Source organism: Salmonella sp. A7 (genome assembly GCF_020181675.1).
In the GTDB taxonomy this organism is placed as follows: domain Bacteria; phylum Pseudomonadota; class Gammaproteobacteria; order Enterobacterales; family Enterobacteriaceae; genus Salmonella; species Salmonella enterica.
On the sequence record NZ_CP084001.1, the window covers coordinates 2172570 to 2197660 of the forward strand.

Below are 25091 nucleotides of genomic sequence, written 5' to 3' on the forward strand. Positions count from 1 at the left end.
GATGCAGAAATTAATCTGAAAAGAGAAGGGAAAAATAGGGCTATGCCTGTCTGCACAGGCTGTTCTCCCTATTATCGTCGCCATTAACGCATTTTTTTCGTCTGATAACGTTTGTACCAGCGTTCAAAAGAAACGGCGGGCATAGGTTTGGCGAATAAAAAGCCCTGTCGTTCATTGACGCCGTTTTTTGTCAGGAAGGCATCTTCTTTAGCATTTTCTACGCCTTCGGCAATCACTTGTAAATTTAGCGCCTGAGCCACCGCGACAATCGCCCGAACCAGAGATTGCGACAGCGGTTGCTTATGGATATCTCTGACGAAAGCCTGATCCAGTTTAACGGCATCAATAGGGAACCGGGCGAGTTGAGAAAGCGAAGAATACCCGGTGCCAAAATCATCCAGATGAATCTGAGCGCCGAGCTGACTAAATTGCTGGATAACCGATAGCGCCAGCGTGTCGTTTTCGATCAGGCAGCTTTCCGTTAGCTCGACATCGATCGGGCAATACTCAAAATTCAGATCGTACAAAGCCTGTTTAAGCGCAGTAAAAAGCGTCTGGTCGGCCAGTTGTCGCGCCGAAAAGTTAACGGCTACGCGCAAGTTAATCCCCTTATCGCGCCATTTCGCAATCTGGCGAACCACATCCAGAATCACCCAGCGGCCCAGCGGGACGATGAGTCCTGACTCTTCGGCGTATGAGATGAACTCCAGCGGCGGAATTAATCCGCGTTCCGGCGATTGCCAGCGTACCAGTGCTTCCAGGCTACGTACTTCGCCGCGCCAGGTAATTTTGGGCTGATAGTGAATAAGTAACTGGTCGTTTTCCAGCGCTTTTCGCAGGTTTGTATCCAGCCAGTGGTAGTCAAATACGCGCTGATTCATTTCCGGCGAAAAAACGCAGAACTGACCGCGGCCGCCTTCTTTGGCGTTATACATTGCGGTGTCGGCAGTGCGAATGAGACTTTCGCTGTCCTGTCCGTGCCGGGGGGCCAACGAAATGCCAATAGCGCATCCCGTGTAAACTTCAATGAGTCCAATACGAAACGGTTGCCGCAGACGGGTAAGGATTCGTGAGGCTACTGCTTCCAGCGCGGCCTGAGACGTATGGGCAGCGAGAACAATGAATTCATCTCCCCCCAGTCTGGCCAGCAATTGATCTTCCTCCAGACAACTCAACAGCGCCAGCGAAACGGCCTGTAAGAGCTGATCGCCAAACATATGCCCATAGGCGTCATTAATTTTCTTGAAATTATCCAGATCGAGATAAACGATACCCACCTGCGACTCGCCAGCCGAGGCAATAGCATGATTAATAAATTCATGAATAGCATTGCGATTGGGCAGGCCGGTGACGGTGTCTGTATTCGCCAGTATGCGTAAACGCTCCTGAGCCCGCCTTTCTTCGGTGATATCCGTGCCTGCGCAGATCAGGAAAATTTCGTTTTTTCCGCTGCCGTTATGGACGAATTTATTACGAAATAAGAACAGGCGTTGGCCTTTACGGGTCTTTATCCAGCGTTCGATTTCATAGGCATTGCCATTGCGAAAAAAATTCTCAATGTAGTGCCGGGAGGCAACCGCCTCCCGGCGACTCATAAATAATTTAAAGACGCTTTGACCAATTACATCTCGCTCTTTTAAGCCCGTGTACTCTTCGCATGACTGATTAAATCGACAGATTTTTCCCTGACTATCCAGTATCGCAATGACTGAGTTGGCTTCTGATACGATTTGCTCGGCAAAAGAGAGCTCCTGCGCCTGCGTTGGCGCGACGGCAGGCGTATCAGGCCAGGTTGCCAGGCTGCCAGCCCATTCACGGTTATTAATCTTACGGCCTACCAGGTGTACTACGGTAACCTGTTTTTCTATCAACAACGTTATCAGCAGACTGGACGTAATCGCCGTTATTTCCCGGATACGCCCGGCTTGCTCCGGCGATAGCTCGACCGTTTTTTCTGTATCCGTTTCACCTGTCGGGGAGAGATACAGCACGTTGCGGTTATCAGCCAGACGCCAGTGAGAGTGAAGGGGACTTAGCGCCGTTTGTTCCTGAATCTGTTTCATCATGCATACCATCCCATTTAAGCGCCAGGTGCCCGAAAAGAAAGGTTAGCCATGTTATAAATAAGGGTAATTATGGCTGAACGTATTGTTTTATCTATGTATTCATATGTAATCCAGATTCTGGAAAAAGCATAGTCGCCAGCTAAAAATAACAAGAAATGGGGCGCTTGAATAAGATTAAACGCAGAGCATGACGGAAGGGAGAAGAAGAAAAGAAACGGCCTTTGCCTTCTCAGCAAAGGCCGTTGAGCGAGCTAAGCGTGGTTACGCTGCCGGTCGGGCAATAATGCTGCGGGTTTCCATGCGAACTTCCGCAATAGTGACATCAATGACATCCGTCACTTTATAAACCGTCTCACCTTTAATCTGTACCGTACCGTTTTCTTGGCTGCATACCAGTTCATCGCGAACGGCGTGCAGGAACGGGGCAGGGATAAAGGCGATAGCGCCGTTATCGACCAGTCGCACACGCATACCACCGCGGCTGACGTCAATAATTTCTGCCGCGAAACGGGTATTTGTCCCCGCCTTATCGTTAAGGAAGCGTGCATATAACCAGTCGCCGACATCGCGCTCCGCCATACGGTTCAGGCGACGGCGTTCCGCCATTTGCTGGGTGATATCTTCCTGCGGACGCGCAATAGCTTCCCCCTTGATGACCGCTTTCAGCAGGCGATGGTTAATCATATCGCCATACTTACGGATGGGAGAGGTCCAGGTGGCGTAAGCCTCAAGACCAAGACCGAAATGCGGCCCCGGCTCGGTACTGATTTCCGCAAAAGACTGGAAGCGACGAATGCGGCTGTCAAGGAAACCGGAGGGCTGCGCATCCAGTTCGCGACGCAGTTTACAGAAGCCTTCCAGCGTCAGCACCTCTTCGGCATCGACATGAAGACCATGCGTTTTCAGCAGTGCGGCCAGCGCGTCGGCATTCGCGGGATCGAAGCCCGTATGTACGTTGTAAATACCGAAACCGAGCTTATCGCGCAGTACGCGCGCGGCGCAAAGGTTAGCGGCGATCATCGACTCTTCTACGATACGGTTAGCGATACGGCGCGGTTCCGCCACAATATCCAGTACTTCGCCTTTTTCGCCAAGCACAAAGCGGTAATCCGGGCGGTCTTTAAAGACTAACGCATGATGATGACGCCACTCACTGCGGCTTAGACAAATACGGTGCAACAGACGAATCTGCTGGGCAATGCCTTCGTTATCCGGCTGCCAGGTGCCGTTATTTTCCAGCCAGTCGGAGACATTGTCGTACGCCAGCTTGGCCTTCGATTCGATGATGGCCGCAAAAAAGGCGATATCATCGTCAATGGTGCCGTCTGCGGCGATTATCATGCGACAGGCGAGCGCCGGACGCACTTCGTTGGCGCGCAGTGAGCACAGATCGTCAGACAGCTCACGCGGCAGCATAGGAATATTGAAGCCCGGCAGGTAGTTGGTGAAGGCGCGAATTTTCGCGGCGTTATCCAGCTTACTGCCTTCGGCAATCCAGGCGGTAGGATCGGCGATAGCCACCGTAAGCTGGAGTCTGCCGTCTGCTAATTCCTCAGCATAAAGCGCGTCATCCATATCTTCAGTGCTGGCGCTATCGATAGTGACGAAATTCAGCGCGGTAAGATCCTGGCGCTCCAGCCCTTCGTCCAGCATCTCCGTCGCTACGCCGTTCGGTGCTTCTTTTTCCAGGTTGTGGCGGGCAAGCGTAACCCACCAGGGAACAAAGTGATCGTCGGCAAAGGTGATGTACTGCGTTAAATCGGCGTAAAACGAACGGTCGCCTTTAAGCGGATGGCGGCGCATTTCGGCAACCGCCCAGTCACCTTCTTTGAACTCATGCTGAACGCCGCGCGCGGCGCGGCAGGGAATCGCGTCTTTCAGCAACGGATGATCCGGCACGATGGACAGGCGGTCATTTTTACCCTGAACTTTTCCCACAAAGCGCGTCAGGAACGGTTCGATCAGTTCTTCCGGCTCGGCAGACTCCCGTTCTTTTTCCGTGTGGATGACCGCGACGATACGATCGCCATGCATCACTTTTTTCATCTGCGGCGGAGGAATGAAATAGCTTTTTTGCGCGTCAACCTCAAGGAAGCCAAAGCCTTTTTCCGTGGCTTTTACGACCCCTTCAGCGCGCGGCGTCTGGGAATGCAGTTGCTGTTTAAGCTGCGCTAGCAGCGGGTTGTCCTGAAACATATTCGTCTATTTTCGTAGCCAAAAGAGCGGCTGACAGTTTTACGCGATTCTGCCTGGCGCAGCAAGCGCTCTTTCTGTAATGGATGAGTTAATAGGTTTCGCCCAACGCGATTTTTAAACGATTTAACCATCCGCACACGCCGCACCAGCCTAACATGTTAATGGCCTGCTCCGATGAAACACCCCTGGTGAGTAGCGGGAAAAAATGCGCGGCGCTAAAGCGATCGGGCGCTCTGGTGAGCCATTGTATCGCCTGTGTCAGCGCAGGCTCAAGTTCCCAACGAGCGATGTCGTCGTCTTCCTGGCGTAACGTGATGACAGCGCGACGCCACGCGCCAGGTTGGGTTGCCTGTTCGTTAAAGCAGGCGGCGCTGCCGTTGATACGTGATGTGAGGAGCGTGATAAGTGGAAGTAAAGAGGGGGGCGACGCAGTGTGTAATGTGCTGGTCAGTATGCGTTCGAGTAACGCGAATGAAGACGGATCGCAGATGAGTACCGGTGCCATCATTTGGCATTGTGAAGACGAATATTGCCGCTGAACTTTGGTATGGGCGGGAGGATATTCTACCAGACTGGCGGCGGGCTGCCATGTCGTCTGGGGGTTTTGAAACCGCGCGGCCCTGGCAAAGCGCTGCATCTCCTGGCCGGGCAGTTCGCGCACGGGTAGACGACAAAACGCCTGAAATATCGCCGCTACCCGCGCCTGAAAACCGATAAACCCAATGATCTGATTGATGAGTACGGTATCCCGGGTGGTTAATCCCACCTCTGCAAGTTGTTCGCGGGCCCGCGTATTGATAACGGAGGGGGAGCCGGCAAGCTGACGAGCGTATTGCGTAATTTGCGCCAGCCGTTGATTGCTCTCTCTTGAGGCATCAGGGCCGGGTAGCGGCGCCAGACGAGCGGCATAATAGCGGCACAAACGCTGAACCCCAAATACCTGAGCGGCGGTCAGCGCGGTGCTCATACGTTCATAGGCGCTAAATGTATGAAGCCGGTCGTTGAGAACCGTGCGGGGAAATAAGACATCCGCCAACTGGCGAGCTGGCTTTAACCATGACTCAAAAGGCGTCAACGCGGTTTCTGCTACCGCTAAATCCAGTAAAAATCGATCGTTAACATACGCGGCTTCCGGCATTAGCGAAAGCGGGGTTTGTGACGACATAGTGGATTGTGTTTCATGATACCAGTGGCTTTTACCCGCTTTTCGGCATTGTTCCATAGGGTTTCCCGAGGATGAAATGGCGATCGATAATGATTCGGCGTCGGATCGTTTATGCTGGATTATCCTGGCGTATGCGGGAAAGGGATGAAAGATTGTTAGGTGATAACAAATATCAGAACGCTATATAACGAGATGAGTGGTGAGTGAGGGGAATGGGGCAGCACAGCCGTGCCGCCCGCTAATAAACTTAATGCGCTTACTTCAGTTCCAGTTCATTCATTGCCGCAATGCTGAAACCGCCGTCAACATGGACGACTTCGCCAGAAATGCCTGCCGAGAGATCGGAACACAGAAACGCCGCTGAGTTACCCACATCTTCAATGGTCACGGTGCGACGAATTGGCGTAACGGCTTCACAATGGGCCAGCATTTTACGGAAATCTTTAATACCGGACGCCGCCAGCGTGCGGATTGGACCCGCAGAGATGGCGTTGACGCGAACCCCTTCCGGCCCCATTGCATTTGCCATATAACGCACGTTGGCTTCCAGAGAGGCTTTCGCCAGACCCATGACATTGTAGTTCGGGATGGCGCGCTCCGCTCCCAGATAAGACAAGGTCAACAGCGCAGAACCCGGATTCAGCATGGTGCGGCAGGCTTTCGCCATGGCAACAAAGCTGTAAGAGCTAATATCGTGAGCGATTTTAAAGCCTTCGCGGGTAACCGCATTAACATAATCGCCGTCCAGCTGATCGCCAGGCGCGAAACCAATTGAGTGTACGAAACCGTCAAATTTCGGCCAAACGTTACCCAGCTCCGCAAACATAGCGTCAATGCTGGCATCTTCAGCGACATCACACGGTAAAACGATGCTGGAACCCAGCTGGGCAGCAAATTCTTCTACGCGGCCTTTCAGTTTGTCGTTCTGGTAGGTGAACGCCAGTTCAGCTCCTTCGCGGTGCATCGCCTGTGCGATACCGTAGGCGATGGACAGTTTACTGGCCACGCCAGTGACCAGAATGCGCTTACCGGAAAGAAAACCCATAGCTTTAATCCTTATAGTCATTGCTTATTTTTTGCTTTTACGAACAATGGTTAACAGCAACTTTTCAACATTATTCGAAATTAGTCTGAAATTATATCTCACTCCTGACCCCGTGTGTCACGCTATTTTTCCGCTGCTATCTCCAGCTGGTGACGTTCTAAAACCACACGATAACGAAGTCCCTGAGGATTTTGAGCACTCCCCAGGGCCAAACTGGCAAATCAAAGAGTCTAATGGGACAGGCCCTACGCTGCAGTATACCAGCTGGTGTAAGGTTCGCCTCATCCAACCAGAGACACCGGGACGGATAGCAAGTACGCATAGCGATGCACCTTCCACCAGACAAATAAAGGTTCTGTAGGAAGCCTGAATATTCATCCGAATGGTTTACCTCACCTATTAGCGATGTTATGGACATGTAATTTTAACCATCAAATGCTTAACAAAAATAATTTCTTTTTTAGGTGCTGAAGGTTTTCTCTATTTATTGATGCAGAGTAATACTTAATATGAAAAATTTTGGAAATCAGGTGATTACAGTAGTTACAAATCGGGTTTTTATATGTTTGCATGTGTATTATAATAAATTTTCAGAGGATGAGGCATATGCCGTTTACATTTCAGATCGGAAATCATAGTTGCCAGATATCAGAAAGGTATTTAAGAGATATCATCGATAATAAAAAAGAGCATATTTTTTCAACGTATGAGAAATTCATAGATTTTTTCAGGAATATATTTACCAGTCGAAGTTTAATCTCTGATTATAGAGAAATATATAATCTACTGTGCCAAAAAAACGAGCGTCCCGATATTACGAAGCCTTTCTCGCTACGACCATTTTCGAGGCGAGATGAAGACTGTACACGATGGCGCCCCCTTCTTGGATATATTAAACTGATTGATGCCTCCAGACCTGAAACAAGAGATAAATACACTGTAGAGGTATTAGCGTATCAAGAAAATATGTTACTACTACAGATGTTTTACGATGGAGTATTAGTGACCGAGACGGAGTGTTCTGAACATTGCGTCGATTTTTTAAAAGAAACGATGTTTAATTATAATTCCGGGGAAATTACGCTTGCCGCTTTAGATAATGATAACCAGCCGCCGAGCGAAGCAGGTAGTAATGGAATCTATGAGGCTTTTGAGCAACGTTTGATAGACTTCCTGACCACGCCCGCCATGGCGTCTGGTGATGAGAGCGGCGATACTGATCAGACGGATGCATCACAACCAGCGGCAATAGAGGCGTTTATTAACTCGTCGGAGTTTAAAAAAAATATCCGCATGCGTGATATTGAAAAAAATAAAATAGGTAGCGGAAGTTATGGGACAGTCTATCTGTTAAATGATGAGTTTGTTGTTAAGATTCCAATTAATGAGCGGGGAATAAAAGTGGATGTTAACTCTCCGGAACATCGTAATTGTCATCCTGATCGTGTCAGTAAGTATTTGAACATGGCCAATGGCGACAAGGATTTTTCTCGTTCGGCCATCATGAATATTAATGGTAAAGACGTTACGGTTTTAGTTTCAAAATATATTCAAGGTCAGGAGTTCGATATTGAAGATGAAGATAACTATCGAATGGCGGAGGCGCTTCTTGAATCCCGGGGGGTTTATATGCATGATATAGATAACGTAGGTAATATTCTGGTTAAAGAGGGGGTACTTTTCTTTGTGGATGGCGATCAAATCGTGCTGTCACAAGAATCCCGGCAACAGCGAAGCGCTTCTCTTGCAACAACACAATTGGAAGAGCAAATTAAGGCCCGTTACCTGATAAAATTAAAGCAGGCCGAGACCGAAGGAAATACTGAAGATATTGAATATTATAAGTCACTTATTACAGAGCTTGATGAGTTAATCGGAGAGGAAGAACAGACACCTGCGTCAGGAAGACGTTTTAAACTAGCCGCGCCGGAGGAAGGGACTCTTGTGGCTAAAGTATTAAAGGATGAATTAAAAAAATAGCATTTAGTTCCGTTCTTTTCTGCGAATCGCCGGGGCTCATTCGCTACAGATTTGCCGATCAATTATTGAGAGTTGCTATTCGTTTAAAGGTCGTTCAGGGGATCTGGACAGCCTGCAGCGGAGATGCAACTCGCAAGTACGGTTGGTGATGCCGCGCCGCCATAGTGGATGAAATGCCTCGCGATGGTGCAACAACATTAACTCGCCTTGATTTTTCCCCTCTACCTGGCAAGAAGACCCCGGCTTTACGGATGGTCTCATGCCGTCGTATTAGCGTTGTTCGGCGTAGTATGTAAATTTCCTTATAGCAATAGAAGAACATTCTCAAAACATAAAATTAGCAAGTTATCATGAGGTTAACATATATTGTTTTTTTCGATCATTTTTTATATATTGATCGTTTTTATTGATTGATTTGCGTTAAAAGCGCATTATCAGGGAGTTAAGATCAAGTGGAGTGGTCACATGCGCTATTTTTTTATGGCAGAGCCGATAAGGGCAATGGAGGGGGATTTACTGGGTGTCGAAATCACTACCCATTTTGCATCGTCGCCCGCTCGTCCGCTACACCCTGAGTTTGTTATCTCGTCATGGGACAATTCGCAGAAGCGCCGTTTTCTGCTTGATCTGTTGCGGACAATCGCGGCCAAACATGGCTGGTTTCTACGCCACGGCCTGTTCTGTATCGTAAATATCGATCGGGGTATGGCGCAGCTTGTCCTTCAGGACAAAGATATTCGCGCGTTACTACACGCCATGTTATTTGTGGGGCTGCAGGTCGCTGAACATTTTTCATGTCAAGATAACGTCTTAGTCGATCCTTTAATACACGCGCTTCATAAACAACCTAATCCATTATGGCTGGGCGACCTGGGCGTAGGGAACGCAACCGCTGCGCCATTAGTTTGCGGGTGTTTTAGCGGTGTAAAACTTGATCGCAGCTTTTTTGTCTCACAAATTGAAAAAATGACGTTTCCGCTGCTCGTCAAACATATCCGGCATTATTGTGACAAGATTGTGGTGGGTGGCCAGGAAAACGCACGCTATTTGCCGGCGTTAAAAACGGCAGGCATTTGGGCAACCCAGGGCACGTTATTTCCTTCCGTTGCGTTAGAAGAGGTTGAAACATTGCTGTTGGGCAGTCGCATGAACACCCTCAGAGAATCGAACTGAGGGTATTTGTTTCGCTTAGCGATCCTTTCGCCATGCGTCAGCGGTCAGCGCCTCGCCAAAATGGCCTGCGATTAAACGGCGGGTAAGCTCATGTAGCGGAGAGGCGAGCACATCGGCGGTGCTGCCGCGTTCAACCACTTCCCCCTGATGCATCACTAATACCTGATCGCTAATATGCTTCATCATGCCGATATGCTGCGTGACATAGATATAGGAGATGCCTTGTTTTTCCTGCAATTCAAGCATCAGATTGATGAGCTGCGAGCGCATGGACATATCAAGCGAAGCCAGCGCTTCGTCCGCGATAATGACTTTAGGGCGTAAAATCAGCGCGCGGGCCAGGCCCAGACGCTGTTTCTGCCCCGGCGCCAGCATATGCGGGTAGTAGCTCACGTGATCGGGCAATAGCCCCACCATACGCATCGTCTCGACAATCTGTTTGCGCCGCTGTTCCGGCTCCAGATCGGTATTAAGGCGCAGGGGGAAGTCAAGGATCTGTGAAATACGTTGACGTGGATTCAGTGACGTTGAGGGGTCCTGAAAAATCATTCGAATACGTTGGCTTCGAAACGAATAGTCGCCGTAATGCAGGGGATGATCGTCAATAAGAAGCTCGCCGCTGGTGGGTTCAATCATGCCGGCCAGCATCTTTGCCAGCGTGGATTTGCCGGAACCGTTTTCGCCGATAATGGCCAGAGTCTGACGCTCACGAAGCGTAAAGCTTAATGGTTTCACGGCGTCGACGGTCTGGCGGCGAAACCATCCTGTCCGGTAGCGAAAGGTTTTACTCAGGTTGCGCACTTCAAGCAGAGTTTCCACCATATCACTCTCTCTCCATATTCAGCGGAAAATGACAGGCATAGAGATGATTTTTCGCGCCGGTTAAGCGTGGCGTGATAATGCATTCTCGTTGCGCGTAAGGGCAGCGCGGCCCCAGACGACAACCTATCGGTAACTGCTCCAGTAGCGGGATCGCGCCCGGCAGCGTATTCAGACGGCTTTTATGCGGCATCGCACTGCCAAAATCCGGAATCGCGCGGATAAGCGCCTGCGTATAAGGATGATGTGGCGTCGTCACCAGATCTTTACTTGGCGCGGTTTCTACCGTCTGGCCGCAGTATAAAACGTTGATTTTGTCAGCCCACTGACTCAGCATTTGCAGGTCGTGGCTAATCAACAGAATGGTGGTATTACTGTTTTGATTCAGTCGGGTCAGCAGGCGAAAAATTTGCGCCTGCGTCGTCGGTTCCATTGAGTTGGTGGGTTCATCAGCGATCAGGAGTCGCGGTTGATTCGCCAGCGCGATAGCGATCATGACTTTCTGACACTCGCCATCGGTCAGTTCATAGGGAAAACTGCGCATCGCGTCTTTATGATCTTTAATTCCCACCCGGTGCAGTAATTCAATAGCACGCCGTTTACGCCAGCCTAAACGCTGCCACCAGCGGCCTTTATAGGTCCAGGCGGGAATATTTTGCATTAGCTGGCGGCCGACGCGTTCGGAAGGATCAAGGCACGACTGCGGCTCCTGGAAGATCATCGACACATTATGCCCGACCAGCTTACGCCGTTCACGAGAGGAGAGGCGCAGCAGATCGATATCATCAAAACGCATACGGTCGGCAGTGACTCGCCAGTTGTCTTTCGCGACGCCGCAAATAGCTTTAGCAATCAAGCTCTTTCCGGAACCCGATTCACCTACCAGGCCGCGAATTTCGCCTTCGCTTAATGTCATACTGACGCGATCGACCGCTTTTACCCAACCTTCGCTGGTTTTAAATTCAATGGTGAGATTGCGGATATCCAGTAACGGCATTATTCCACCCCCGCAATAATCGCACGACGAATCCCATCTCCGAGCAGGTTTACCAGTAAAACACTGAGCGTTATCGCCGCGCCGGGTAGCATAACGGTCCACGGCGCGACATAGATTAGCTCCAGCGCATCTCCCAACATGGCGCCCCATTCAGGAGAGGGAAGCTGCGCGCCGAGATCTAAAAATCCCAGCGCGGCGATGTCCAGAATCGCCATCGACAGCGCCCGGGTAATTTCGGTGACCAGACCGGCGGTAATATTCGGTAAAATGGCGAACCACAGAATATTCAGCGTTGTCGCGCCATCCAGACGGGCGGCAATGACGTACTCTTTTTCCAGTTCATCATGCACCATGCTATAGACGGAACGTACCATTCGCGGCAACAGGGCCAGCCAGACGGCAAACATCGCGTGTGACAGATGTGGGCCGACAAATGCCACGACGATAATCGCCAGCAAGAGCGAAGGGATGGAAAGCAGCGTGTCCAGAATATGGTTCAGTACGGCAGAGCGTAAACCGTGCGTCGCGCCTGCCACTACGCCGAGGACTAATCCACATAGCGTAGCCGCCAGCGTTACGATAAACGCGCCGCCGACTGTGGGCGCCGCGCCGCTTAACAGGCGGCTCAGCACATCGCGCCCCAGATCGTCAGTCCCCAGAAAAAAGGAGACTTCGCCATAGCGTGACCAGGAGGGCGGCAGTAGCTGATAGCCCAAAAATTGCTGATCGATACCATAGGGCGCGATCCAGCCGCCAAAAATACACAACAACGCCAGACCGGCGCATCCATACAGGCCCACCATCGCAGGCGCGTCGCTATAAAATTTACGCCAGGCAGTGCGCAGGGTGCCTGGCGGGCGCTTTTCGCTGTAGACGCTATCGTAAGGCATATTTACTCGTTTTATTTTTGTTTACCATGCTTTATGTCTTTTGAAATTTTTAAACATTATCAATTCGTTATCGAGCGTTGGCGTTTTAATTTTGTGTACTTTGAGGTTATCAATTTATGCAAAATATGTACACTAATGTGTATATCCTCTCATGAAGTGTACACATTGCTTGCCGATACAAAATTAAGAAAGGCTCCAGGCAAAAAAAGAGACCAAATCAAGGTCATCTCAGACGCTCATGGTCTCAATGTCAGGCTCTCTACATCCGGCAGTATAACATTCTTTTACCGATACAGATGGAACGGGAACGCTGCTCAACTGACGATTGGCGATTATCCAACCATATCACTATCTCATGCCAGGGAACGCCGTCAGTACTTTAGATCATGGTTAACTGAGGGACTCGATCCTCGTCACCAGATGGTACTGGAGAAGAAGAAAAAAACAGAAGCGTTAACCGTAAAAGAACATACGACTACTGGGAGAAGTTTTAGCACTGTACGGAATTTGGGCCAGGGTCATTAAGACCGACAATGGCGGCTGGCGCCAGTTTGGAGTATGGCGCGATCAGGATGTTGCGGCATTAGTAGAAGCGGCGCGCGGCGGCATCCGGGGAATAGTCCGGCTTAAAGTATCTGGCGGAGTTTGTGTTCAGTTGCGGTATTAGTCTCTGGGAGGTTCACAATAAGACAGATCGGAATACTCCGGCATGGGGTGTTGCGTCTTAAACCGCTGCAGCGGGTCAGCAGGGGGAATTATATTTATTAGCTCAGATGTGAGCTGACAGTTACCGATTATTTATACAGTAACTGTCAGTTTACAATATCGCAAAAACATTAACAAAAATATAATTTTGATGATAACCCCTTGATCTACCCAAAAGTAATAGAGCTGAGTTTATGATTTAATCTATAGGACTTTCCAGCGTTACTCTTACGGACTTTCTTTTTACAGTGATAGTTGGCGGGATCGTCGTGCTTCTAAGATGTGTAAATGGGATTTCACCAGCATAAAATACACCAGCACCATGGTAACCAGAAACTTTGACATCTATGTAGCCTCTACTCCAGATCTCATTAGCAACCCTCTCTATAAAAGTATCACGTTCTCCAAACACCATTCGTTCAAAGAAACCAGCATTTCTATTCGCTTTATCTATGTCCTCCTTTTTAAAACTATTAGGCTCTCTTTTATCTGCGGAATAACAACTACTAATCCTTATATCCTTTATAACCTCTAAAACTTTATTAGCAACCAGAATATCAACCAGTTGTTTTGCAGAAAAAACAGAGTCGCCACTGGCTAGAACATTAGTGCCTGCTGCACCATGACCGGTAATATAGACCTTTTTAAACGCACTTAATGTGATCTCATCTAGTATGAGGTTTTCTTGCTGCCGTGCAACAATACCTACAGCTGCTCCGCAATTTACATCATTAGTGTATTGTTGCAGATCAATGTGACTCGAAAGAGTTTTATAATGAGTGCTGATTGTTTTTTCAAATTCGGACGCTGCGTCTTTACTTATAAAAACACCAGGATATAAGTGCTTCCCAGAAAAAACTCTGGATATTTGTTGTCCCAGCATATGCAGGCAAGCCGATTTGTTGAAGCCTTTCTCTCCCATTACTAACAAGAAACCACTTTTTTGCTCAACCTGTGAAATATTATAAGCAATATTAGCTACCCTAATAATATCTTTGGCTAGGTTAGTTGCGCCATTTCCGAAGTGGCAGTGCCGGGGGCTGTCCCTCTAATATTGAGAATCGCGGCAGAAATAGGTTTCATCATATTCACCTCTCATGTAGTGATAATGATTATTATGTGATATTTACTTTTTAATATTTATTTGTTATCACTTACCTGCTGTCCAGTCAATATTAATACATGATTACGCCTATTTTTACATTAATTTTACTGGTGCGGGATTGTATGATCTTGTTATTACTCAACGTAAGCCTCTGTTTATATATAATAAAATTGGAGAAATCTGTTGACTGTATTTTATTTACATTAATATAAATATGCTATGAATTATTACGCATGCATAATCTAACGTTATTAGATGCTATATCCGTAACCGGGTCTGAGGTGAGCATGGCTAAATTACCGCGCCGTAAATGCAAAGTTTGCCGGGAATGGTTTTCTCCTGCTTACAGCAACGTTGTCTGGTGCTGTCCTGAACATGGCGCTATCTACGCGCTGGAACTGCGTGCCAGGCGTATCAGGGATAAATACCAGACGGATAAAGCCGAACGCCAGGCGAACGCCGCAGTTTAAGGATAGGCATTGTGTGATTACGGGGATTTTCGTGCCCGTAAACCAGGGAGGTTTGTTTTTCTAATTTTATCCAGCGAGACGTAAAGTATGACTGAGCTATGGTTAGCACTCGGTTTAACACATTAGGTGGTTTGCCTGATAGTTTCTGTGGGAGGGGGTATGATAAAAAAGTAATATTATTTTTAGTGTTTTTCTGATTATGCAAGTGCCGTTGATTTTGTATATCGTGTTGACTCGAGACCTTCAGATGTGATTTTTCGGGATGGTTTTGCTTCGCACGGTAATAACAGGAATCTTCAGCAACATATAAGAGATGACTCCTGTGCATCCGGTAGTCGAGACAGTACTATATTGCGACTATCTCAGATATTAATGAGTCTTATAATATAGCACGATTATATTACTCCAGAGCAACATTTAGCGGCAGGTTGTACAGATACAGAATCCGTGCAGACAATAGTTTCTACAGCCTTCCGCCGTCTGTTGCTTATATTGAGTTATGTGGTATCCAGTTTGGTCATTTTGAGCGAGTGATGATGCAGTTACAAAGTGAGTATGTATCTGTAAATTCTATCCCAATTGAAAATATCCATGAAGCAGTTGAGCTTGTTTACGAGAGAAATGCAAGTATGGTAAATATTGTTGGAGTGGATTATGAAAAAGAAATTAAAGGTTCTGACTCTTGCTCTTGCGTCATTATCCAGTGTTTGTTATGCAGCTATGGCTGATTATGATACGTATGTGAGTAATGTTCAGATTAAAAACCTGTCTTATGGTGTGTATACGTCAGGGGATAAGGAAACTCAGTTTTTTTGTATCGAACTGAAGCGCGGGAGTGAGGCTATTAGTGTCAATGCCATGTGTAAAGTGGATGTGTACGGGAATCATAAACAGGGGTTTGATAACATGCTAAATATAGCAAAGTATTATTATACAACAGGGGGGGATGTAAGGATATATTATAAAGAGAATGTTTGGCGCGACCCCGATTTCAAAAGTGCATTCTCTTCCAGGGAATTAATTGCGATAACTACTTGTAGCTCATCAAGTTATTGTATGGGGCCTATGTTGACAAATTAAATGTTGCTGGGTATTAAACGCTCTAAAGAACAGGCTTAATCTTGTTGGTGAGACGATTATGTCTGAACCTTTATCAGGTTCCTGTATGGCTGTAGCGATCTGTGGGGCAACGATATTCAGACTGTTTACTGGAGCGGATTTTGGGATTGTATTTTGAGCATTTGCGGGAACGTTGTTCGTGGCAACAATGCCGCAGATACTGTCACCCCAAAGCACTCCTTCAAGCTTCTGACAATTGTGGGTGGTTTGTTTGATGGAGTGCCTCTTAAGATTAGAACTCTCACCATAAAGGCTGCGCATTTACGTGGCCTTTTTCGTATTCAGCCTCACGGGAAACACTCACTACGCGCTTTGTTGGATAAATCCAGCCCGTGAAGCCTGCTCCTTTTAGTCAGGACGTTATCAGAAGGGGACACACTGGTTGTATGGAAGCTTGATCGCCTGGGTCACAGTATGCGTCATCTGGTCGTTCTGGTAGAAGAATTGCGCGAACGCGGCGTTAATTTCCACAGCCTGACCGACAGCAGCATAGACACGTCGACGCCAATGGGGCGATTCTTCTTTCATGTCATGGGCACACTTGATGAAATGGAACGTGAATTGATTGTGGAAAGAACCCGCGCTGGACTGGAAGCGACAAGGGAGAGGGGGTGTAATGGTGGCCGACGACCGAAACTAACATTGGAACAATAGGCGCAGGCCGGGCGTTTGATTGGGGCTGGCGTACCGCGACAGCAGGTAGCGATACGTAGTGAAACCCGGAGGCGCTGATACAGAAGATAAATCTCCGGCAATCATCATCGAAGCATTGACTGCCGGAGAAAGTAGAAAACAAAGTGTATATATTTGTGTACTAAAAAACGAACTTATCACAAAAATAAAAGCATAACTTTTTGATTTAATGATATTTTTATTGTTTCTTATCGTAAGGCATACCATTCCTTATGTTTCAGCGGGTTAGCCATAGCACCCAAAATATCGGAAATCACATTGACCACAATAACCAGCGACCCAATGACCATCACGCCAGCGGAAATAGCGGCATAGTCCTGCTGACGAATGGCGTGAATTAACCATCGTCCCAGCCCTGGCCAGCTGAAAACCATTTCGGTAATCATCGCCAGCGTTAACATGGTTGAAAACTGCAGGCCAAGACGGGGAATGACCGGCGGCAGCGCATTATGCAACACGTGACGGCGTAAAATCGTAAAGCGCGACAAGCCGCGCGTGGCCGCCGCTTTAACGTAGTTCTGATCGTAGACCTCAATAGTGCTGATTCGCATCAGGCGGATCACTTCTGTGGTCGGCGCGACGGAAAGCGTGAGCACCGGTAAAACCATATGTCGTATGGCGCTCATCACCATTTCATCGCGCCACGGCGAATCTGAAATCCAGGCGTCAATGATGGCGAAACCGGTAACCGGTTTAACTTCATAAAGTAGGTCAAATCGCCCGGATACCGGCAGCCACCCCAGCGTGAGCGAAAAGAACAGTGTGAGCAGAAGCGCCAGCCAGAAAACCGGAATTGAGAAACCTAATAGCGCCAGCGCGCTGATAAAACGATCCGGCCATTTGCTACGCGTCACGCCAGCCAGCATCCCGACCGGGATGCCGACCATCAGCGCAAAACCAAAGGCGAGAATGCACAGCTCCATCGTGGCGGGAAACACCTCTTTAAGCTGTTCGGAGATCAGCTGGCCGTTAATGCTGGACACGCCAAAGTCCCAGTGCAGCAGACCATTGAACCAGAAAACCCAGGCATTCCATAATGATGCGCCTTGTAGCGGCGCGTGCGGCGTAAAATAGCTCAGGCTAAAGCCGATAAAGGTCAGGAAGAATAGCGTCACCAGCAACAGCAATAACCGACGCAGGGTGAAGATAATCATGGTTTTTTCACCTCTTCGTGTTTTTCGCGGGAGACGCCGGCAAAAGACGCATTGCCGAACGGGCTTAACACCAGCCCTTTAATATCGTAGCGGTAAGCCTGCAGGCGTAGTGATGATGCCAGCGGCAGTATCGGCAGCTCTTTCTCCAGGATATTCTGCGCTTCCTCATACGCTTCTATGCGCGAAGCCAACTGCTGCGACGACAGTGCTTTACGCAGCACGCTATCAAATTCAGGGTTACACCAGTGGGCGAAATTGGTTTGCGAATTGATGGCCGCACAGCTTAACAGCGGTCTGAAAAAGCTATCCGGATCGTTGCTGTCCGTGGCCCAGCCGGATAAGGTCAGATCGTGATTCATATCCATCAGACGCGCCTCCTGAAAACGACCTTCAACCGGTACAATGACCACTTTTACGCCAACCTGCGCCATATCCGCCTGAATAAGCTCCGCCGTTTTTAGCGGACTTGGGTTCCAGGCCTGAGAACTGGTCGGCACCCAGAGATGCAGCGTAAGATTCTCAATGCCCAGCGCTTTTAGCTGTTCGCGCGATTTTTCCGGATTGTACTCCGTAATTTTGGCATCGTTATCGTAAGCCCATGAGGCTCTCGGTAAAATGGAGGCTGCGGTTTCTGCCGTGCCGTAATAAATCGACTGCATCAGGCGCTGGTTGTTGATCGATAAGGCCAGCGCATGGCGCACTGCGGGATTATTCAACGGCGGCTTATCGGTGTTAAAGGCCAGATAGGCGATATTCATCCCCGGGCGCAACGTCAGGCGCAAACGCGGATCGTCGCGTAAAATAGTTAGCTGGCTGGCGGCGGGCCAGGCCAGAACATCGCATTCACCGGTCAGTAATTTTGATAAACGCCCGGTACCGCCGGAGCCTAAATCCACTACTACTTGCGGCATCAGCGGTTTGCCGCGCCAAAAACCATCGTGGCGCTGGAGACGAATAAACTGCCCGGCACGGTACTCCGAAAGCTGGAAAGGCCCGGTGCCGACCGGTTGGCGGTCAAGCAGTTCCTGACGATCTTTTCGGCTAAGCTGCGCGGCGTACTCAGCGGACATAACGGAAGCGTAGTGTGTGGCCAGATGCCATAAAAAGGAGGCGTCTGGCTGCGTCAGGCGAAACTCAACGGTGTTATTGTCCAGCTTACGCACGCTTTTTACATTGTCGGCGAACTGTAGGCTATCAAAGTAGGGGAAGCTACTGCCGTTGATGTTATGCCACGGATGTCGACGATCGAAAATCCGCTGAAAGGTAAAGACAACATCATCAGCATTGAGTTTTCGGGTCGGCGTAAACCAGGCGGTTTTTTGAAAGGAAACGTCGCGGCGCAGGTGAAAACGGTACGTTGCCCCGTTATCCAGCACTTCCCAGCTTTCTGCCAGCTCTGGGACTAAACGATAAGTATAGGGATCGACATCCAACAGGCGGTCATATAACTGGGCGGCCAGGGTATCGACGATGAGGCCGCTGCTCGCTTTTTGCGGATTAAAGGTGTTGACCTGCCCGCTGACACAATACACAAAGCCGCTATCGCGAATATCTGCACTCGCAGTTTGTTCGGGCGCAGTCGCAGCCGTAGCCTGACTACTCAGTAGACCCGCTATCACGATCAGAGACGATAAAACCAGGCGCATAATAGTTAAGTTTTTGAAGTTCAATTTGCAAAGTGTATCGCACTTCGGCCCGCCACGTAAAAATGTCGGTGGATAACTGGCGTAAATGTCGTCAATTAGCCGGAGAAATAGCTAAAGCTGATGCTTTTTAAGCAAGGCGCGAAACTGGTGGTAAGTGAGTGCCAGCAAATCGGCGGCTCGTTTCTGGTTAAATTTCGCCTGCTGTAAGCTACGTTGCAGCAGCGCTTTTTCCTGTTGCAGTTGAAACTCCCGCAACTTGAGCGGCAGGTCGGGCGTGGCGGTTGCCGATGGCAGGGCGGGCGCGGGCGGTTCGGCGGGATGGCGTTGAAAAGGATCGATAACAATTTCATCCAAAGGATGTTCACTGCTGCCGTGGCGATACACTGAACGTTCGACTACGTTTTTCAGCTCGCGGACATTACCCGGCCAGGCGTAATGCAACAACGTTTCTTTTGCCCGATCGGTAAAACCGGGAAATAAGGGCAGACGTAGTTCACGACACATCTGAATAGCAAAATGCTCGGCCATCAGCATGATATCGCTCTGGCGTTCGCGCAGCGGCGGCAGTTGTACAACATCAAAAGCCAGCCTGTCGAGCAGATCGGCACGAAATGTCCCTTCCTTCACCATGGCGGGTAAATCGGCATTGGTGGCGCATACTAATCGCACATTAACCTGTAACGGCTGGCTGCCGCCGACGCGCTCTAGCTCGCCATATTCAATCACCCGCAGCAGCTTTTCCTGTACCAGCATCGGCGCTGTCGCCAGTTCATCCAAAAACAGCGTGCCGCCATCGGCGCGTTCAAAGCGACCGGGATGACGTTTTTGCGCCCCGGTAAAAGCGCCCGCTTCATGACCAAACAGTTCGGAGTCCAGCAGATTTTCGTTAAGCGCCGCGCAGTTAAGCGAGATAAGCGGCCCCTGCCAGCGTGAAGAGAGATAGTGCAGGCGATTGGCGATAAGTTCTTTACCCGTACCGCGTTCGCCAATAATCAGCACTGGCTTATCCAGCGGCGCGAGCCGGGAGACTTGTTCCAGTACTTCAAGAAAACGGTTTGCCTCGCCGAGCAGGTTATCTTTAAATTCAGCCATGATGAAAATCGCCACTTGTTAGTGTTTTTCACCACTTTATCCTTTTTTGCTGGCGAGGTAAAACGAAACAATTTCTTTATTATCAGTGATATGAAAAGTTGGCACGCAAATTGTATTAATCATGTAGCAGGGCATCGCCCGTTATCAGAACATTATGTGAGGATTGAATTATGGGTATTTTTTCTCGTTTTGCCGACATCGTGAACGCCAATATCAATGCGTTGTTGGAAAAAGCGGAAGATCCGCAGAAGCTGGTGCGCCTGATGATTCAGGAGATGGAAGATACGCTGGTGGAGGTTCGCTCGAACTCCGCGCGTGCTTTAGCGGAAAAGAAACAGTTATCCCGTCGTATTGAACAGGCTACGGCTCAGCAGACCGAGTGGCAGGAAAAAGCGGAACTGGCTCTGCGCAAAGATAAAGACGATCTGGCGCGCGCCGCATTGATTGAAAAACAAAAGCTGACCGATTTAATTGCTACGCTTGAACAGGAAGTCACGCTGGTGGATGACACGCTGGCGCGCATGAAGAAAGAGATTGGCGAGCTGGAAAACAAACTCAGCGAAACACGCGCTCGCCAGCAGGCGCTGATGCTGCGTCATCAGGCGGCAAGTTCTTCCCGCGATGTTCGTCGTCAGCTTGACAGCGGCAAACTGGATGAAGCCATGGCGCGGTTTGAATCCTTTGAACGTCGTATCGATCAAATGGAAGCGGAAGCGGAAAGCCATCGTTTTGGTAAGCAGCAATCGCTGGACCAACAGTTTGCCAACCTGAAAGCCGATGATGAAATCAGCGAGCAGCTGGCGCAGTTGAAAGCCAAAATGAAGCAAGATAATCAATAATGACAATGGCGGCGCCGATACGCGCCGTCGCTCATCAGCTTTAGGTGTAAGGAGAACGCATGAGCGCGCTATTTCTGGCCATCCCGTTAACCATTTTTGTGTTGTTTGTGTTACCGATTTGGCTGTGGCTGCATTACAGCAACCGCGCCGGTCGGGGAGAACTGTCGCAAAGCGAGCAGCAACGCTTACTGCAACTCACAGACGACGCGCAACGTATGCGCGAGCGCATTCAGGCGCTGGAAGACATTCTTGATGCAGAGCATCCGAACTGGAGAGAGCGCTAATGGGTGGAATCAATCTGAATAAAAAACTATGGCGTATGCCGCAAAAGGGCATGTTGCGTGGCGTTTGCGCTGGGATCGCCGACTACCTTGATGTACCGGTAAAACTGGTGCGTATTCTGGTCGTGCTGTCGATTTTCTTTGGGCTGGCGTTTTTTACCGTAGTGGCCTATATCGTTCTGTCTTTTGTACTGGACCCTATGCCGGATAATCTGGCCGCAGGCAAACCGCAGCCGACCAGCGGCGAACTGCTGGATACCGTAGACAGAGAGCTTGCCGCAGGCGAAAAGCGTTTGCGAGAAATGGAACGCTACGTCACGTCAGATACGTTCACACTGCGTAGTCGTTTCCGTCAACTTTAAGTGTTATATCGGGAAGGTGAAGATGAATACTCGCTGGCAACGCGCCGGGCAGAAGGTGAAGCCCGGCTTCAAAATAGCAGGTAAGCTGGTTCTGTTGACCGCGTTACGCTACGGGCCTGCCGGCGTGGCGGGATGGGCGGTAAAATCCGTCGCCCGTCGTCCGCTAAAAATGTTGCTGGCGTTTGCGCTGGAGCCAGTACTTCGTAAGGCGGCGAATAAAATTTCGCAGCGTTACAAATAGCGAGTCTGGTCATAATATTTCGTTAAGCTCTGGCGTATAGTGTGTGCGAAATACATTACGTGTCAGGACGGGAGTATGTTGAAAAAAGGAATATTTGCGTTAGCGTTATTCATAGCCATGCCGCTTTATGCCGCAGAATACTGGATAGATGTCCGCATTCCGGAACAATATCAACGAGAGCATATTCAGGGCGCGATTAATATCCCATTGAAGGAGATTAAATCTCATATCGAAACGGTAGTTCCAGACAGGAACTATACGGTAAAGTTATATTGCAACTCCGGGCGACAGTCGGGCATGGCAAAACAAATGTTGCTTGATATGGGGTATACGCACGCGATGAATATGGGCGGCATCAGTCGTCTTGATATGCCGAAAGTAAAAAAATAGATAATCTATTGCTCAATACTCATACTAACCGCGGCGCTTAATGCGCCGTTGTTGATCTCTCCGGGTAGTTGATAATAACGTTTTTGCACATATCTATAACGCAGGCTCGTTATTATTTTTTCTTCTCTTCAGGCTCAACAGGATGTCAATGAAGCGACTTAAAACTGAACTCAACGCGCTGGTCAATCGTGGGGTAGACAGGCATTTGCGTCTTGCCGTAACCGGGTTGAGCCGCAGCGGTAAAACAGCGTTTATCACGGCGATGGTTAACCAGTTGCTTAATGTCCACGCGGGCGCGCGCTTACCGTTGCTCAGCGCGGTACGCGAAGAACGCCTGCTTGGCGTAAAGCGCGTGCCTCAACGTGATTTTGGTATTCCCCGTTTTACCTACGACGAGGGGATACTTCAGCTTTATGGCAATCCTCCCGCATGGCCCACACCGACGCGCGGCGTCAGTGAGATTCGGCTGGCGTTGCGCTATCGCTCAAACGACTCGCTGCTGCGCCATTTTAAAGATACCTCGACATTGTATCTGGAGATTGTGGACTATCCAGGGGAATGGTTACTCGATCTGCCCATGCTGGCTCAGGATTATTTAAGCTGGTCCCGTCAGATGAACGGCTTGTTACAAGGACAACGCGCTGAGTGGGCCGCAAAATGGCGGCAACTTTGCGACGGGCTCGATCCGCTGGCGCCCGCCGATGAAAACCGGCTGGCGGAGATTGCCGCCGCCTGGACGGATTATTTGCATCAGTGTAAATCGCAGGGATTGCATTTTATTCAGCCTGGACGGTTTGTTTTGCCGGGCGATATGGCGGGTGCGCCAGCGTTGCAGTTTTTCCCGTGGCCGGATGTAGACGCCTTCGGCGAGTCAAAACTGGCGCAGGCGGATAAGCAGACCAACGCTGGAATGCTGCGCGAACGCTTTAACTACTATTGTGAAAAAGTGGTCAAGGGGTTCTACAAAAATCATTTTCTACGCTTTGATCGCCAGATTGTGCTGGTCGACTGTCTGCAACCGCTTAATAGCGGGCCGCAGGCGTTTAATGATATGCGTCTCGCTTTAACGCAGCTGATGCAAAGTTTTCACTATGGTCAGCGAACTCTGTTTCGCCGCCTGTTTTCGCCGGTGATTGACAAATTGCTGTTCGCCGCGACGAAAGCCGACCATGTCACCCTCGACCAACATGCCAATATGGTGGCCTTGCTCCAGCAGCTTATTCAGGATGCCTGGCAAAATGCCGCGTTTGAAGGCATTAGTATGGATTGCCTGGGGCTGGCGTCGGTACAGGCGACCACCAGCGGCGTGATTGAGGTCAACGGTGAAAAAATCCCGGCTTTACGTGGAAACCGTTTGAGTGACGGCGCGCCGTTAACCGTGTACCCCGGCGAAGTGCCTTCGCGTTTGCCGGGGCAAGCGTTTTGGGATAGTCAGGGTTTTCAGTTCGAAGCCTTTCGTCCGCAGGTGATGGATGTTGATAAACCGTTACCGCATATTCGTCTGGACGCTGCGCTGGAGTTTTTAATAGGAGATAAGCTGCGATGAGCGAACCGTTAAAACCGCGTATTGATTTTGCAGAACCGCTAAAGGAGGAACCTACGTCGGCCTTCAAAGCGCAGCAAACTTTCAGCGAAGCGGAGTCGCGTACATTTGCGCCTGCAGCTATCGATGAGCGCCCGGAAGACGAAGGCGTGGCAGAAGCGGCGGTCGATGCCGCGCTGCGTCCCAAACGCAGCCTGTGGCGTAAAATGGTGATGGGAGGGCTGGCGCTGTTTGGCGCGAGCGTGGTCGGGCAAGGCGTACAGTGGACAATGAATGCCTGGCAAACTCAGGACTGGGTCGCTTTAGGCGGCTGTGCCGCAGGCGCGCTGATCGTTGGCGCTGGCGTAGGATCGGTGGTCACGGAGTGGCGGCGATTATGGCGCTTGCGCCAGCGGGCGCATGAGCGGGATGAAGCGCGTGAACTGTTACATAGCCATAGCGTCGGGAAAGGTCGCGCATTTTGCGAAAAACTGGCGCAGCAGGCGGGGATTGATCAATCACATCCGGCATTACAACGTTGGTATGCCGCTATTCACGAAACGCAAAACGACAGGGAAATCGTCGGTTTGTATGCGCATCTGGTACAGCCGGTACTTGACGCGCAGGCGCGACGTGAGATTAGCCGTTTCGCCGCGGAATCGACTTTGATGATCGCCGTCAGCCCGTTAGCGTTGGTGGATATGGCGTTTATTGCCTGGCGTAATTTACGCCTGATTAACCGTATCGCAACGCTGTATGGCATTGAACTTGGTTATTACAGCCGCCTTCGTCTGTTCCGTCTGGTGTTGCTGAATATCGCGTTCGCGGGAGCCAGTGAGCTGGTGCGTGAAGTCGGTATGGACTGGATGTCTCAGGATCTGGCCGCACGCCTGTCCACGCGCGCGGCGCAGGGGATTGGCGCAGGTCTCCTTACTGCTCGACTGGGAATAAAAGCGATGGAGCTATGTCGGCCATTGCCGTGGATCGACAACGATAAACCACGTCTCGGTGATTTTCGTCGTCAGCTTATCGGTCAGCTAAAAGAGACGTTACAAAAGAGTAAGTCGTCGCCTGAGAAATGACCTTCCACAGGGCGCTGACTGCCTGGCTTTACGCCACAGCGCCCGTTTTTCCGTCATGC

22 protein-coding genes and 6 pseudogenes are annotated in these 25091 nt (G+C 49.7%); 15 read left to right on the top strand and 13 right to left on the bottom strand.

Annotation, left to right across the window (positions count from 1 at the left end):
* Positions 1-83: 83 nt before the first annotated feature.
* The 6 genes and pseudogenes from pdeR to LCS67_RS10680 form a co-directional block, all read right to left on the bottom strand.
* Positions 84-2066: a cyclic di-GMP phosphodiesterase gene (gene pdeR / locus LCS67_RS10655; protein WP_000977609.1), complete on the bottom strand. Its 1983-nt coding sequence runs from the start codon at positions 2064-2066 to the stop codon at positions 84-86.
* A 261-nt stretch (positions 2067-2327) separates the two neighbouring features.
* On the bottom strand, positions 2328-4262 hold the full coding sequence (locus tag LCS67_RS10660; protein WP_023220538.1) for an exoribonuclease II: 1935 nt from the start codon (positions 4260-4262) through the stop codon (positions 2328-2330).
* A 244-nt stretch (positions 4263-4506) separates the two neighbouring features.
* Positions 4507-5484, bottom strand: a pseudogene (locus tag LCS67_RS10665) (CMD domain-containing protein); the annotation flags it as partial.
* 199 nt (positions 5485-5683) lie between these two features.
* Positions 5684-6472, bottom strand: a complete 789-nt coding sequence (gene fabI / locus LCS67_RS10670) for an enoyl-ACP reductase FabI (protein ID WP_000506501.1) — start codon at positions 6470-6472, stop codon at positions 5684-5686.
* Positions 6473-6589: 117 nt separating this feature from the next.
* Positions 6590-6890: pseudogene (locus LCS67_RS10675) on the bottom strand (hypothetical protein).
* Positions 6891-6903: 13 nt separating this feature from the next.
* Positions 6904-7044: a hypothetical protein gene (locus tag LCS67_RS10680; RefSeq protein WP_043942882.1), complete on the bottom strand. Its 141-nt coding sequence runs from the start codon at positions 7042-7044 to the stop codon at positions 6904-6906.
* A 34-nt stretch (positions 7045-7078) separates the two neighbouring features.
* Between LCS67_RS10680 and steC the strand changes: the two genes are divergently transcribed.
* Together steC and LCS67_RS10690 are read left to right on the top strand one after the other, a co-directional pair.
* On the top strand, positions 7079-8452 hold the full coding sequence (steC, locus tag LCS67_RS10685; RefSeq protein ID WP_001116919.1) for an SPI-2 type III secretion system effector kinase SteC: 1374 nt from the start codon (positions 7079-7081) through the stop codon (positions 8450-8452).
* A 465-nt stretch (positions 8453-8917) separates the two neighbouring features.
* Positions 8918-9625 (top strand): EAL domain-containing protein, encoded by a 708-nt coding sequence (locus tag LCS67_RS10690; RefSeq protein WP_001268413.1) that lies wholly within the window; start codon positions 8918-8920, stop codon positions 9623-9625.
* Between the two features lie 15 nt (positions 9626-9640).
* Here the strand turns inward: LCS67_RS10690 and sapF are convergent, their stop codons facing one another.
* The 3 genes from sapF to sapC are packed head-to-tail and all read right to left on the bottom strand — an operon-like array spanning position 9641 to position 12331.
* Entirely contained in the window at positions 9641-10447 is an 807-nt protein-coding gene (gene sapF, locus LCS67_RS10695; RefSeq protein WP_000230462.1) for a peptide ABC transporter ATP-binding protein SapF, read from the bottom strand.
* 1 nt (position 10448) lies between these two features.
* A complete protein-coding gene (gene sapD / locus LCS67_RS10700) occupies positions 10449-11441 on the bottom strand; it encodes a peptide ABC transporter ATP-binding protein SapD (RefSeq protein ID WP_001128869.1) in 993 nt (330 codons plus the stop codon).
* On the bottom strand, positions 11441-12331 hold the full coding sequence (gene sapC / locus LCS67_RS10705; RefSeq protein ID WP_001146154.1) for a peptide ABC transporter permease SapC: 891 nt from the start codon (positions 12329-12331) through the stop codon (positions 11441-11443). The genes sapD and sapC overlap by 1 nt, the downstream gene beginning before the upstream one ends.
* Positions 12332-12466: 135 nt before the next feature.
* On the opposite strand from sapC, the pseudogene LCS67_RS10710 reads away from it, so the two are divergent.
* A pseudogene (locus LCS67_RS10710) lies at positions 12467-12822 on the top strand (Arm DNA-binding domain-containing protein); the annotation flags it as partial.
* A 413-nt stretch (positions 12823-13235) separates the two neighbouring features.
* On the opposite strand, the gene LCS67_RS10715 reads toward LCS67_RS10710, so the two are convergent.
* Positions 13236-13958: a hypothetical protein gene (locus tag LCS67_RS10715; protein ID WP_001605114.1), complete on the bottom strand. Its 723-nt coding sequence runs from the start codon at positions 13956-13958 to the stop codon at positions 13236-13238.
* A 470-nt stretch (positions 13959-14428) separates the two neighbouring features.
* On the opposite strand from LCS67_RS10715, the gene LCS67_RS10720 reads away from it, so the two are divergent.
* The 5 genes and pseudogenes from LCS67_RS10720 to LCS67_RS10740 all read left to right on the top strand — a co-directional run.
* Positions 14429-14611, top strand: a complete 183-nt coding sequence (locus LCS67_RS10720) for a recombination protein NinG (RefSeq protein ID WP_001096568.1) — start codon at positions 14429-14431, stop codon at positions 14609-14611.
* Between the two features lie 131 nt (positions 14612-14742).
* Positions 14743-15246 (top strand): annotated as a pseudogene (locus LCS67_RS10725) (pertussis toxin-like subunit ArtA); the annotation flags it as partial.
* 19 nt (positions 15247-15265) lie between these two features.
* Complete coding sequence (locus LCS67_RS10730; protein ID WP_000727928.1) at positions 15266-15691, top strand: subtilase family AB5 toxin binding subunit; 426 nt, start codon at positions 15266-15268, stop codon at positions 15689-15691.
* Between the two features lie 58 nt (positions 15692-15749).
* A pseudogene (locus LCS67_RS22825) lies at positions 15750-15920 on the top strand (putative holin); the annotation flags it as partial.
* A 158-nt stretch (positions 15921-16078) separates the two neighbouring features.
* A pseudogene (locus LCS67_RS10740) lies at positions 16079-16381 on the top strand (recombinase family protein); the annotation flags it as partial.
* Positions 16382-16611: 230 nt separating this feature from the next.
* On the opposite strand, the gene sapB reads toward LCS67_RS10740, so the two are convergent.
* The 3 genes from sapB to pspF form a co-directional block, all read right to left on the bottom strand.
* On the bottom strand, positions 16612-17577 hold the full coding sequence (gene sapB, locus LCS67_RS10745; protein WP_000583298.1) for a peptide ABC transporter permease SapB: 966 nt from the start codon (positions 17575-17577) through the stop codon (positions 16612-16614).
* Positions 17574-19223, bottom strand: coding sequence for a peptide ABC transporter substrate-binding protein SapA (gene sapA / locus LCS67_RS10750; RefSeq protein WP_001241628.1), 1650 nt, complete (start codon positions 19221-19223; stop codon positions 17574-17576). Before sapA ends, sapB begins: the two co-directional genes overlap by 4 nt.
* Before the next feature lie 111 nt (positions 19224-19334).
* Entirely contained in the window at positions 19335-20315 is a 981-nt protein-coding gene (pspF, locus tag LCS67_RS10755) for a phage shock protein operon transcriptional activator (RefSeq protein WP_001543112.1), read from the bottom strand.
* Positions 20316-20485: 170 nt separating this feature from the next.
* Between pspF and pspA the strand changes: the two genes are divergently transcribed.
* The 7 genes from pspA (at position 20486) to LCS67_RS10790 (ending at position 25032) form a co-directional block, all read left to right on the top strand.
* Entirely contained in the window at positions 20486-21154 is a 669-nt protein-coding gene (gene pspA / locus LCS67_RS10760) for a phage shock protein PspA (protein ID WP_000511000.1), read from the top strand.
* A gap of 59 nt (positions 21155-21213) precedes the next feature.
* A complete protein-coding gene (gene pspB / locus LCS67_RS10765) occupies positions 21214-21438 on the top strand; it encodes an envelope stress response membrane protein PspB (RefSeq protein ID WP_001274953.1) in 225 nt (74 codons plus the stop codon).
* Complete coding sequence (gene pspC / locus LCS67_RS10770; protein ID WP_000508936.1) at positions 21438-21797, top strand: envelope stress response membrane protein PspC; 360 nt, start codon at positions 21438-21440, stop codon at positions 21795-21797. Before pspB ends, pspC begins: the two co-directional genes overlap by 1 nt.
* A 22-nt stretch (positions 21798-21819) precedes the next feature.
* Positions 21820-22038, top strand: coding sequence for a phage shock protein PspD (pspD, locus tag LCS67_RS10775; protein WP_001097607.1), 219 nt, complete (start codon positions 21820-21822; stop codon positions 22036-22038).
* A 75-nt stretch (positions 22039-22113) separates the two neighbouring features.
* On the top strand, positions 22114-22428 hold the full coding sequence (gene pspE, locus LCS67_RS10780; RefSeq protein ID WP_000913429.1) for a thiosulfate sulfurtransferase PspE: 315 nt from the start codon (positions 22114-22116) through the stop codon (positions 22426-22428).
* A 148-nt stretch (positions 22429-22576) separates the two neighbouring features.
* Positions 22577-23974 (top strand): YcjX family protein, encoded by a 1398-nt coding sequence (locus LCS67_RS10785; RefSeq protein WP_000825860.1) that lies wholly within the window; start codon positions 22577-22579, stop codon positions 23972-23974.
* On the top strand, positions 23971-25032 hold the full coding sequence (locus LCS67_RS10790) for a TIGR01620 family protein (RefSeq protein WP_001294472.1): 1062 nt from the start codon (positions 23971-23973) through the stop codon (positions 25030-25032). Before LCS67_RS10785 ends, LCS67_RS10790 begins: the two co-directional genes overlap by 4 nt.
* Positions 25033-25091 lie beyond the last annotated feature (59 nt).

Excerpts from the sequence above, each read along its gene's own strand:
- pspE (WP_000913429.1), top strand. The coding sequence starts at position 22,114 with ATGTTGAAAAAAGGAATATTTGCGTTAGCGTTATTCATAGCCATGCCG.
- fabI (WP_000506501.1), bottom strand. The coding sequence starts at position 6,472 with ATGGGTTTTCTTTCCGGTAAGCGCATTCTGGTCACTGGCGTGGCCAGT.
- LCS67_RS10720 (WP_001096568.1), top strand. The coding sequence starts at position 14,429 with ATGGCTAAATTACCGCGCCGTAAATGCAAAGTTTGCCGGGAATGGTTT.
- LCS67_RS10680 (WP_043942882.1), bottom strand. The coding sequence starts at position 7,044 with ATGCAAACATATAAAAACCCGATTTGTAACTACTGTAATCACCTGATT.
- LCS67_RS10790 (WP_001294472.1), top strand. The coding sequence starts at position 23,971 with ATGAGCGAACCGTTAAAACCGCGTATTGATTTTGCAGAACCGCTAAAG.
- pspD (WP_001097607.1), top strand. The coding sequence starts at position 21,820 with ATGAATACTCGCTGGCAACGCGCCGGGCAGAAGGTGAAGCCCGGCTTC.
- pdeR (WP_000977609.1), bottom strand. The coding sequence starts at position 2,066 with ATGATGAAACAGATTCAGGAACAAACGGCGCTAAGTCCCCTTCACTCT.
- sapA (WP_001241628.1), bottom strand. The coding sequence starts at position 19,223 with ATGCGCCTGGTTTTATCGTCTCTGATCGTGATAGCGGGTCTACTGAGT.
- pspA (WP_000511000.1), top strand. The coding sequence starts at position 20,486 with ATGGGTATTTTTTCTCGTTTTGCCGACATCGTGAACGCCAATATCAAT.
- LCS67_RS10730 (WP_000727928.1), top strand. The coding sequence starts at position 15,266 with ATGAAAAAGAAATTAAAGGTTCTGACTCTTGCTCTTGCGTCATTATCC.
- pspF (WP_001543112.1), bottom strand. The coding sequence starts at position 20,315 with ATGGCTGAATTTAAAGATAACCTGCTCGGCGAGGCAAACCGTTTTCTT.
- pspB (WP_001274953.1), top strand. The coding sequence starts at position 21,214 with ATGAGCGCGCTATTTCTGGCCATCCCGTTAACCATTTTTGTGTTGTTT.
- LCS67_RS10690 (WP_001268413.1), top strand. The coding sequence starts at position 8,918 with ATGCGCTATTTTTTTATGGCAGAGCCGATAAGGGCAATGGAGGGGGAT.
- LCS67_RS10660 (WP_023220538.1), bottom strand. The coding sequence starts at position 4,262 with ATGTTTCAGGACAACCCGCTGCTAGCGCAGCTTAAACAGCAACTGCAT.
- steC (WP_001116919.1), top strand. The coding sequence starts at position 7,079 with ATGCCGTTTACATTTCAGATCGGAAATCATAGTTGCCAGATATCAGAA.
- sapC (WP_001146154.1), bottom strand. The coding sequence starts at position 12,331 with ATGCCTTACGATAGCGTCTACAGCGAAAAGCGCCCGCCAGGCACCCTG.
- sapD (WP_001128869.1), bottom strand. The coding sequence starts at position 11,441 with ATGCCGTTACTGGATATCCGCAATCTCACCATTGAATTTAAAACCAGC.
- LCS67_RS10785 (WP_000825860.1), top strand. The coding sequence starts at position 22,577 with ATGAAGCGACTTAAAACTGAACTCAACGCGCTGGTCAATCGTGGGGTA.
- pspC (WP_000508936.1), top strand. The coding sequence starts at position 21,438 with ATGGGTGGAATCAATCTGAATAAAAAACTATGGCGTATGCCGCAAAAG.
- sapF (WP_000230462.1), bottom strand. The coding sequence starts at position 10,447 with ATGGTGGAAACTCTGCTTGAAGTGCGCAACCTGAGTAAAACCTTTCGC.
- sapB (WP_000583298.1), bottom strand. The coding sequence starts at position 17,577 with ATGATTATCTTCACCCTGCGTCGGTTATTGCTGTTGCTGGTGACGCTA.
- LCS67_RS10715 (WP_001605114.1), bottom strand. The coding sequence starts at position 13,958 with ATGGGAGAGAAAGGCTTCAACAAATCGGCTTGCCTGCATATGCTGGGA.